The sequence below is a fragment of the Halomonas sp. SIMBA_159 genome (assembly GCF_046536035.1).
GTDB classification, from domain to species: Bacteria; Pseudomonadota; Gammaproteobacteria; order Pseudomonadales; family Halomonadaceae; genus Vreelandella; species Vreelandella venusta_A.
Genome location: NZ_JAWJBT010001145.1, coordinates 1 through 251, shown reverse-complemented (window position 1 = coordinate 251; position 251 = coordinate 1). Strand labels below are relative to the sequence as shown.

The following is a 251-nucleotide window of genomic DNA, read 5'->3' as shown; positions in this document are numbered from 1 at the left end:
CATTATATTCATCACCGGTCACCGGTTTACCGTTCTTAAATAGAGAGAACATCAGGTTCTCGCTGTCCATCGCCAGCGATTTTGACAGTAAAGAAAAACGCTCCAGACCAAGCAAAAATATCAGACTACGATTGTGAGTTACCGGATAGAGGTAATAGACGAAGGTTTTACCGTCAAAAGAGATAAACCCTGTATTTTTGACATGTCGATACTTCACAACCTGCATAATATCTGCACAATAATTTTTCTCG

At 39.8% G+C, this 251-nt stretch carries 1 protein-coding gene; it reads right to left on the bottom strand.

What is annotated here, in order from left to right; translation table 11 throughout:
- A partial coding sequence (locus R0J87_RS22850; RefSeq protein ID WP_498889220.1) for a hypothetical protein occupies positions 1-226 on the bottom strand: 226 nt, incomplete at its 3' end.
- Positions 227-251 lie beyond the last annotated feature (25 nt).